4 protein-coding genes are annotated in these 6,000 nt (G+C 74.5%); 3 read left to right on the top strand and 1 reads right to left on the bottom strand.

Translation table 11 applies throughout. The annotated features are described in order from the left end of the window. Window positions 1-384 precede the first annotated feature (384 nt). From ACWEMJ_RS23635 to ACWEMJ_RS23625, 3 genes are read left to right on the top strand one after another with little or no spacing between them, the layout of a single operon-like run. Window positions 385-1,167: an IclR family transcriptional regulator gene (locus tag ACWEMJ_RS23635; RefSeq protein ID WP_452139098.1), complete on the top strand. Its 783-nt coding sequence runs from the start codon at window positions 385-387 to the stop codon at window positions 1,165-1,167. Window positions 1,168-1,223: 56 nt separating this feature from the next. Beyond that, window positions 1,224-3,257, top strand: coding sequence for a thioredoxin domain-containing protein (locus ACWEMJ_RS23630; protein ID WP_452139097.1), 2,034 nt, complete (start codon window positions 1,224-1,226; stop codon window positions 3,255-3,257). A gap of 56 nt (window positions 3,258-3,313) precedes the next feature. After that, a complete protein-coding gene (locus tag ACWEMJ_RS23625) occupies window positions 3,314-4,162 on the top strand; it encodes a GNAT family N-acetyltransferase (protein WP_452139096.1) in 849 nt (282 codons plus the stop codon). A gap of 1,220 nt (window positions 4,163-5,382) precedes the next feature. On the opposite strand, the gene ACWEMJ_RS23620 is transcribed toward ACWEMJ_RS23625, so the two are convergent. Beyond that, the gene (locus ACWEMJ_RS23620; protein ID WP_452139095.1) at window positions 5,383-5,916 is read right to left on the bottom strand and encodes a MarR family winged helix-turn-helix transcriptional regulator; all 534 of its coding nucleotides are present in this window, start codon (window positions 5,914-5,916) and stop codon (window positions 5,383-5,385) included. Window positions 5,917-6,000 lie beyond the last annotated feature (84 nt).

Raw genomic sequence — 6,000 nt, 5'->3', positions numbered from 1 at the left:
GGCGCCTGCTCGGCCAGCTGACGCGAACCCCGGGGGTGGGGGCGGCGCGCCGCCCCCACCCCCGGGGTTCGCGTCAGCTGGCCGAGCAGGCGCCGAAGAAGACGGCGGTCAGCGCGCCCATGACGTACTTGAACTGCTTGGCGCTGGTCTTGATGGAGCTCATATCTGCCTCCTCGTGTGCTGCGAGTGGGACGGAACTCCGGAGCTCCGGCGCTCGTCCCTGGATGAGAAACACAGTGGCGCGATCACCGCGAGCGGGCAATGATCTGGTCCATTCAACGGACCGGCGACTGAGGGGAACCCATACAGATATCCCAACTGGCCGGTCCGAACGGGGAGTTGTGGGGTCGTCCACCAGGCGGCCCGGCATGAGAGGGGGCCCTCATGGCGAGATCCGGCGCCGAGGGGCGAGGCGTGCTGGACGGCGCTTTCGCACTCATGGAGGTACTCGCGCACAGCGACGAGGTGGGGCTGACCAGGCTGGCGAGCGACGCCGCGCTGCCGAAGGCCACCGCCCACCGGCTGCTCGGGCAGCTGGTCGCGCTGGGCGCGGTGCAGAGTCACGAAGGCCGCTACCGGCTCGGCCCGCGGACCTTCCGGCTCGGACAGGCCTGGCACCCGGCCCGCGCGCTGCGTGCCGCGTCCGCGCAGCCGCTGCGCGAACTCGCGGCCGTCAGCGGCGGGGTGAGCCTGAGCCTGTCGGTGCCCGAAGCGGGGCACATCATCGTCGTCGGCGGCATGCGGGGCGAGGTGGACGAGGTCTTCCCGCTGTACTCCGGCGTCGTCCTGCCGCCCGGCAGCGCGGCCGAACTCGTCCTGGCCGCCGCCGCCCCGCTGCCGAAGCGGCCCGAGGGGTGGACGGAGGCCGCTTGGGCGCGCGAGATCGCCGGGGTCCGCGAGCGGGGCCTGGCGTTCGACCACCAGCAGTGCGTGGACACGCTGTCGTGCGTGGCGGCCCCGGTGCGCTCGGCCTCCGGCCAGGTGGTGGCCGCCGTCGCGGTGACCGCCCTGGACGCGAAACTGATCCCCCCGCTGGCCGACGCCGTCAGCCGCGCAGCCTCCATGATCAGCAGCCGCCTGGCCCGCCTGCCCGAACCCCACCCGGCCGGCCCACCCCCGAACCGCCGCCCCAGGGGCTTCGCACCCCCACCCGCCCGAGACCACTGAGCCGCCGCTCGGCGCAGGGGCGGGTCGGGCGGTCGTGGTCGTGCGACGATGCCAGCGTGAATCGTCTTGCGGGCGCGACGTCGCCGTATCTGCTGCAGCATGCCGACAACCCGGTGGACTGGTGGCCCTGGGGCCCCGAGGCGTTCGCGGAGGCGGAGCGCCGGGGGGTGCCGGTGCTGCTGAGTGTCGGGTATGCGGCCTGTCACTGGTGTCATGTGATGGCGCACGAGTCGTTCGAGGACGAGGCGACCGCCGGGTACCTGAACGAGCGGTTCGTGGCGGTGAAGGTCGACCGGGAGGAGCGGCCGGACGTCGACGCGGTGTACATGGAGGCGGTGCAGGCGGCCACCGGGCAGGGCGGGTGGCCGATGACGGTGTTCCTGACGCCGGAGAAGGAGCCGTTCTACTTCGGGACGTACTTCCCGCCGGAGCCCCGGCACGGGCGGCCCTCGTTCCGGCAGGTGCTGGAGGGGGTGGACCGGGCGTGGACGGGTCGGCGGGCCGAGGTCGCGGAGGTGGCGGGGCGGATCAGCAAGGACCTCGCGGAGCGGACCTCGGTGTACGCGGTGGGCAGCGGTATCGCGCAGCCACCGGGTGAGGCCGAACTGCACGGCGCGGTCGTGGAGTTGACGCGGTCGTTCGACGAGCGGCGGGGCGGTTTCGGCGGGGCGCCGAAGTTCCCGCCGTCGATGGTGCTGGAGTTCCTGCTGCGCCACCATGCCCGGACGGGGTCGGAGGCCGCGGTGGAGATGGTGCGCCGGACCTGCGAGGCGATGGCCCGCGGCGGGATCTACGACCAGTTGGGCGGCGGGTTCGCGCGGTACGCGGTGGACGCCACCTGGACGGTGCCGCACTTCGAAAAGATGTTGTATGACAATGCGTTGCTGCTGCGGGTGTACCTGCACCTGTGGCGCGCCACCGGCGACGAGCAGGCCCGCCGGGTCGCACTGGAGACCGCCGACTTCCTGCTGCGCGAACTGCGCACGGACGAGGGCGGGTTCGCGTCCGCGCTGGACGCCGACTCGCTGGACGCGGCGAGCGGGAAGACCGCCGAGGGCGCGTACTACGCGTGGACGCCCGAGCAGCTGACCGAGGTGCTGGGGGAGGCGGACGCCGCCCTCGCCGTGGAGCTGTTCGACGTCACGGGGACCTTCGAGCACGGCAGCTCGGTGCTCCAACTCCCGCGCGACCCCGAGGACTTCGCCCAGTACCGGGAGATCCGGGAGAAGCTGTTCGAGGCCCGCGCGCAGCGCCCCGCCCCGGCCCGGGACGACAAGGTGGTGGCGGCCTGGAACGGCCTGGCGATCGCCGCCCTCGCCGAGGCCGGCGCGCTGCTGGAGCGCCCGGAGCTGGTGGAGGCCGCCGAACGGGCCGCCGACCTGCTGATCGCCGTCCACCTCACCGCCGAGGGCCGGCTGCTGCGCACCTCCCGGGACGGCGTCGCGGGGGCGAACGCGGGCGTGCTGGAGGACTACGCGGACGTCGCCGAGGGCTTCCTCGCGCTGTACGCGGTCGGCGGCGAGACGTCCTGGCTGCAACTGGCCGGTGAGCTGCTCGACCTGGTGCTGCTGCACTTCACCGACGAGAAGTCCGGTGCGCTGTACGACACCGCGGACGACGCCGAGCAGCTGATCCGCCGCCCGCAGGACCCGACCGACAACGCCGCCCCGTCCGGCTGGACGGCCGCCGCGGGGGCGCTGCTCACGTACGCCGCGTACACCGGCTCCGCGCGTCACCGCACCGCCGCCGAACGGGCGCTCGGGATCGTCTCGACGCTCGGGGCCCGCGCGCCGAGGTTCACCGGCTGGGGGCTGGCCGTCGCCGAGGCGCTGCTGGACGGGCCGCGCGAGGTCGCCGTGGTCGGCCCGGCCGGCGACCCGGAGCGGGCGGCGCTGCACCTCGCTGCGCTGCGTTCCACCGCACCCGGCGCGGTGGTCGCGGTCGGTGAGGTCGGCGACAGCGAGGTGCCGCTGCTGGCGGACCGCCCGCTGCTGGACGGCCGCCCCGCCGCGTACGTCTGCCGGCACTTCGTCTGCGAGCGGCCGACGGCGGAGGTCGACGAGCTGACGGAGCGCCTGCGCGCCCACTGACCGCCCGCGGGCGAAAAACGCTGGTCAGCGGCGCGGTCGGTGGGGGAGGATGTGCCATGGGCTGGACACTCACCACATCACTGGACGAATTCCGCAGCGCGGCAGGGGAGTTTTTGGCGGCCGATCCTGCCGAGAACACCATGCCGCTGACCATCATCGACCGCCTCGCCCGCGACGGCCTGCACGTGTACGGGGAACAGCCGCGCTTCGGCTGGTGGCAGGAGGCGGACGGCACGGTGGCCGGCGCCTACCTGCGCACCCCGCCGTACGGGCCGCGCCTGGGCCGGATGCCGGTGGCTGCCGCCGAGGAGCTGGCCCGCCGCCTCGTCGAGGACGGCGAGCAGCTCGACGCGGTGGCCGGCGAGCGCGGCATCACCCTGGCCTTCGCCGCCGAATGGCAGCGGGTCACCGGCATCGACTGGCACCTGGAGCGCACCGAACGGCTGTTCCGCCTCGGCGAGTTGACGCCCCCGCCGGTGCCGCCGGCCGGTCGGGCCAGGCCCGCCGGCGCCGCCGATCGGGAGACCGTCACCCGGTGGCTGGTGGAGTTCTGCGTCGAGGCCGAACTGGAACCGCCCGCCGACCCGGCGGCCGACGCCGACCAGCGGATCGCCGCCGAGAGCGTGCTGCTCTGGGAGGCTGAGGACGGCCGGGTGGTCTCATTCGCCGGCGCCAGCCCGGCCGTGGCCGGCATGTCGCGGATAGGCCCGGTCTACACCCCGCCCGCCGACCGCGGTCACGGCTACGCGAGCGCCCTGACGGCCGCCGCCACCCTGTACGCGCAGTCGCGCGGCGCGGACGAGGTGCTGCTGTACACCGACCTGGCCAACCCGGTCAGCAACGCGATCTACCAGCGCCTCGGCTACCGCCCGGTCTCGGACGCCGCCGCGATCGCCTTCCGGTAACACCCAGCGAGAGGGGTCCCCGGGGTGCACCGGGCGCGGGGCGGGTGCCGTCGGTGTGGCCCGCAGCGTCCGCTACCCCGGACGGACGTCGGGGTGGACTGTTGCTGCGCGGCTTCGAACAGTACGCGGGCGAAGGGCGCTCCGGGGCTTCTCGCATGCCCGGGCCCGGGGCGGGGGCTTGTTGGCGCGGCCCGCACGAGCCGCTGCTCCCGACGGATTCGCTGCTCGGCGGCTTCCCCCGGCACGCAGGGCGAAAGCCCCTGGGGTGTGCGTCGGCGGCCTCTCGGACCTGGGCGGGAGCTTGGCCGGCGCGGCCGCAACGCCCGCCATCCCGGACGGACGCTGCGGTGGACTGCTGTTGCGCGGCTTCGAACAGCACGCAGGCAGAAGGGTCCCCGGGGGCTTTCGCGTGCCCGGGCGCGGGGCAGGGACGGTCGGTGCGGTTTGCACGTCGCGCTGCCCCGAACGGGTTCGCTGCCCGGCGGCCTCACGCGGCCCGCACGGCGAAAGCTCCCCGGGGGTGCGATGCCCGGGCACGGGGCGTGAGCCGAGTCGGTGTGGCCGCTGCGTCCGCCAACCCGGACGGATGCCGGGGGTGAACTGCTGCTGCGCGGCTTCGAACAGCGCGCGGGCGAAGGGCACCCCGAGGGCTTTCGCATGTCCGGCCGTGGGCCAGGGGCCGTCAGCGCGGCCCACAGCGTCCTGCCACCCCGGACGGATTCGCTGCTCGGCGGCCTTACGCGGCCCGCAGGTCGAAGGACCCCGGGTGCGATGCCCGGGCGCGGGGCGGGAGCTGGGCCGGCATGGCCGCAGCGTCCGTCATCCCGGACGGACGTCGGGTGGACTGTTGCTGTGCGGCTCCGAACACCACGCGGGCGGAGGGGACTTCGGGAGCTTTCGCATGCCCGGGCGCGGGGCGGGAGCTGAGTCGGTGTGGCCGCAGCGCTCGTCACCCTGGCAGGGCCGTCGGTGCGGCCCCCGCGTCCGCCGCCCGGGCGGGTGCCGGGGGTGAACTGCTGCTGCGCGGCTTCGAACAGCGCGCGGGCGAAGGGCACCCCGGCCGCGGGCCAGGGGCCGTCAGCGCTTCCCGCAGCGTCCTGTCACCCCGAACGGACTCGCCGATCGGCGGCCCCACACAGCCCACCGGGCTGCGCCATGCCCGGGCGCGGGGCGGGAGCCGAATCGGCGCGACCAGTCCGCGGTGCGCCAGAGCGGTGTCGTCAGCGTGGTCGCAGTGTCCGGTAGCCGGGGTGGATGCCGGGGGTGAGCTGTTGCTGGGCGGCGATGCGGCCGAGCAGGGTGGTGAGTTGGGCGTGCTCGTCGGGGGTGAGGGCCTGGGTGAGGTCCTGTTCGTGGGCCATGGCGGCCTCGCGCAGGCGGCCGAGGAGGGCGAGGCCCCGGTCGGTGAGGTGCAGGGCGTAGAGGCGGCGGTCGTCCGCGTTGCGGCGGCGTTCGATCAGACCGCGCTGCTCCAGGCCGTCCGCGAACGGGACGAAGCGGCTGGGCGGCATGCCGAGGGCGTCGGCGAGCTCGCGCTGGCTGCGGCCCGGGTGCTGCACCAGCAGGCGGAGCAGCCCGGCCTGGGCGGGGGTGAGGTCGAGTTCGGCGATCCGCCCGGCGAACCGTTCGGCGGCGTGCGCGCCCAGCTGGGCCAGCAGGAAGGCCGCCCCGCCGCCGGGCCCGGGGGCGCCCTGGGGTGTGCCGCCGTGCCAGTTCGGCTGGTCCTGCCCGCCCGCTGCGCGATCCATGCTCATGCCGACATCGTACCCGTTTGACAATCGTTCCACGGTGTAATCATTATTCCGAGTGTATCGATGGATGCGTGTCACGGCTGTCAT

It is taken from the genome of Kitasatospora sp. NPDC004531 (genome assembly GCF_053602195.1).
This window is presented reverse-complemented; position numbering and strand designations above follow the sequence as displayed.

Bases quoted from the DNA above. Each gene is read 5' to 3' on its own strand.
- ACWEMJ_RS23635 (WP_452139098.1), top strand. From the start codon at position 385: ATGGCGAGATCCGGCGCCGAGGGGCGAGGCGTGCTGGACGGCGCTTTC.
- ACWEMJ_RS23620 (WP_452139095.1), bottom strand. From the start codon at position 5,916: ATGAGCATGGATCGCGCAGCGGGCGGGCAGGACCAGCCGAACTGGCAC.
- ACWEMJ_RS23625 (WP_452139096.1), top strand. From the start codon at position 3,314: ATGGGCTGGACACTCACCACATCACTGGACGAATTCCGCAGCGCGGCA.